This window comes from Mucilaginibacter sp., from assembly GCF_025359345.1.
In the GTDB taxonomy this organism is placed as follows: Bacteria; Bacteroidota; Bacteroidia; order Sphingobacteriales; family Sphingobacteriaceae; genus Mucilaginibacter.
This window is the reverse complement of the sequence record NZ_JANYGQ010000024.1, coordinates 1-2,312: the sequence shown is the minus strand read 5'-3', so window position 1 is coordinate 2,312 and position 2,312 is coordinate 1. Positions and strand designations below refer to the sequence as shown.

3 protein-coding genes are annotated in these 2,312 nt (G+C 42.9%); 2 read left to right on the top strand and 1 reads right to left on the bottom strand.

Translation table 11 applies throughout. The features are described from left to right. Positions 1 to 21 precede the first annotated feature (21 nt). On the top strand, positions 22 to 180 hold the full coding sequence (locus tag Q0R52_RS29360; protein ID WP_366520903.1) for an energy transducer TonB: 159 nt from the start codon (positions 22 to 24) through the stop codon (positions 178 to 180). 83 nt (positions 181 to 263) lie between these two features. Then, the gene (locus Q0R52_RS15195; RefSeq protein WP_295795752.1) at positions 264 to 782 is read left to right on the top strand and encodes a hypothetical protein; all 519 of its coding nucleotides are present in this window, start codon (positions 264 to 266) and stop codon (positions 780 to 782) included. A gap of 88 nt (positions 783 to 870) precedes the next feature. Here the strand turns inward: Q0R52_RS15195 and Q0R52_RS15190 are convergent. Further along, a partial coding sequence (locus tag Q0R52_RS15190) for a glycoside hydrolase family 95-like protein (protein ID WP_366520902.1) occupies positions 871 to 2,312 on the bottom strand: 1,442 nt, incomplete at its 5' end.

The window sequence follows — 2,312 nt, the reverse complement described above, 5'->3', positions numbered from 1 at the left end:
GCTGTGTGATTATTTCTAAGAATAACTTTACTTATTAAAATTGTAAAAAAGCTAAATGACGATTGTGACCTTGAGGCACTACGTCTTATAAAAGCCTCTCCAAAATGGAGTCCGGCTACGATAAGTGGAAAAGTCGTTCGTTGTGGCTATACGTTTCCGGTTAAGTTTAAACTCATTTAGCTGTATTATATGTCATCTGGTTGTTTTTATAATGCTATATTAGGCTTATTAAATAATGACTTACCCTTTCACTGTAAATAAAAATGAAAAAACACTATTACCTGCTATTATTTGTGCTGATGTTATCGGCAGCGGCCAATGCACAAACCGGTTGGATAACAAAAAAGGTGGACGAACGACTATCGGTAAAATTCCCGGTCGAACCGGAAAAAGTGGCCAAAAATGGCTATGAAAGTTACCTGGCCAAAGCAAAAGACAGTGTTAAATACAGTAGTTTGGTAATGGATTACAAGGTTGTAGCGCATTTAGATTCCGCCGCTCTTGCCCCCATTAAAGACAGCCAGGAATTTGCAGATCAGTTGCAGATGGGTATAGCGTCGGTAAAGACAAACTATACCTTTGGCGCCATCACTTTAGGCAAATGGAACACCTACACTACCTATAGTATGTCTGCAACCGAAAAAACCAATAAGAATACACTGTTTATGCAGATGACATTAATTGGCAGTAAAATGTATACCCTCTCGTGCCTGGTTCCAGCTAATCTTGTCACCAAAAACCAAGAAGTATTTTTAGCGTCGAAGGAGCTATTGACGAAATAAAATGGCGACCAGAGGCCTGTCATTTCAGCCTCTGGTTGATGTTATTACAGCACCACAGTTAAATAAAACCAGCCCGATCCGCCTTAATTTATTTACTTTTTAACACGATCATACCTCCAGGCTTGCAACTCAAGCTAACAAAGTCTTTATCCGCGCTTGTTACTTCGATACCTTTCTTTTGCCTTATCGTCCACGCATTGAAAGGTAACTTTAATTTGGTGATCCCGCCTTTTTCAGAAACTATTTTAACTTCATCAACGCCGTCGCCCGTTTTTCCGGCACTTACCAGGAATGCACCCTCGGCGCGCAGGTCTTCAAAGGAAACGTTTTTCCATTTGGATGGTATCGCCGGAAATACATGGATATATCCTGCATAGCTTTGTAATAACATTTCCTGCAAGCCCGCAGCGAAGGCAAAATTACCTTCAAGTGTAAATGGCCGGTAGGTAAAATTGGAATAACCCGACCGTGTTTGGTCGCCATTTAAATGAAAACTATTAACAGAACAAAATGCTTTAACGAAGATGTTTAAAGCATCAGTAGCGCCCTCACCATCTTTTGCACGGGCCTTTATATTGGCAAGCCACGAGTATGAGTAGCCACACCACCAGGCAGGGCCAATGCTATCAAGCAGGCGGATGGAATTTTTAATAATGGTTTGTGCTTTAGCGCCATCCTCCCATTTTATAAGGCCCAACGGATGTATGGCCAACATGTTTGAAAAATGCCGGTGCGACTGGTTATAGGCCATTGTAGGGGCAAACATCATTTCGTTATTCGGGCTTAAAGCATAGTCTGTGTATTCCGAAAGTATTTTGTTCCAATGGGCCTGTTCATCCTTTAAGCCCTGCTCGCCCGCTAATTCGGCAGCAACTTTAAAGGTAAATTTCATCAGGCTCAGGTCGTAATTAGTATTTTGAGGGAACCACGCCGTAATATCATTATCATTTATTTCGGGGCTTGAACTATTCAGCAGCTTACGATGGCCAGTCGCATCGATCACGGTTATATTTTCAATAAAGGTAGCCACATCCTTTATCCACGGATAAGCGCGGGTCCGTAAAAAATCACGGTCCATGCTATATCGCCATTGCAAGTAATAATGCTGGGCCAGCCAGCAGCTCACCGTAGGCGACAGTGAATATTGGATCCAGCCGCCCATTTCTGTTCCGTCAAGTGTTGTTACCCCCGGTACAGCAACGCCATCCTTTTTAAAATACAATTGTGTATAACGCTTATAGTTGGCTTTGTTCTGATCTTGAAAATCTAAAAAAAACATGCCCTCGTCTAAATGGTTGGCGCTGTAAGCGGGCCAATAACTAAGCTGCGTATTCAGGTCGTTATGGAAGTCGCCTTTCCAGGGGGGCAAATGCCCGTTATCAGCTGTCCAGATAGCCTGGAGCGAAATAGGTGGCGCACCCGGCCTTGATGTCGAACCAAATTTATATTGCTCCAGGTACCATTGTTTTTCAAGCAAGGCATCAGGAACGTGGATAGCAGATTTACTCCAGAAACCTTTCCACCAGGCAG